Consider the following 507-nt stretch of genomic DNA (forward strand, 5'->3'; position numbering starts at 1 on the left):
GAACGCGCCTGGATGACGCGCATCTTCGACGAGCTCGGCCTGGTGGACGTGCACCGCCTGGTGGCGCCGGAAGCCGCCGCCTACACCTGGTGGAGCAACCGCGGCCAGGCCTGGGCCAACAACGTGGGTTGGCGCATCGACTACCACGTCGCAACGCCTGGCATCGCCGCCACGGCGCATGCGGTGTCGGTCTACAAGGACGAGCGCTTCTCGGATCACGCGCCGTTGATCATCGATTACAGGCTGTGATGCATGTGGGTGCTTTCGGCAAGATCATCCCGCACGAAGCAGTCACCGCAAACGATCACCGCGTGGGCACAGGGGCGCCCACCCTACGTATCAAGCGTATCGGTCTTCGATAATGTAGGGTGGGCGCCCTGTGCCCACCGATCACCCTACGCCGGCCAGTCCAGCGTGCGTTCGCTGTGGAAGCTGCGCTGCTCGCCCGTGAGCGGATCCTCGAAACTGATCGAGCGCGCCAGCAACTGCAGCGGTGCGCTGAAATCG

At 64.9% G+C, this 507-nt stretch carries 1 protein-coding gene; it reads left to right on the top strand.

The features are described from left to right. Nucleotides 1-249: endonuclease/exonuclease/phosphatase family protein (locus KVT32_RS28585; RefSeq protein WP_371825632.1), on the top strand; the 249-nt coding region annotated here is incomplete at its 5' end. Nucleotides 250-507: the final 258 nt, after the last annotated feature.

It is taken from the genome of Achromobacter sp. GbtcB20 (assembly GCF_019091095.1).
Lineage (GTDB): Bacteria > Pseudomonadota > Gammaproteobacteria > Burkholderiales > Burkholderiaceae_B > Achromobacter > Achromobacter mucicolens.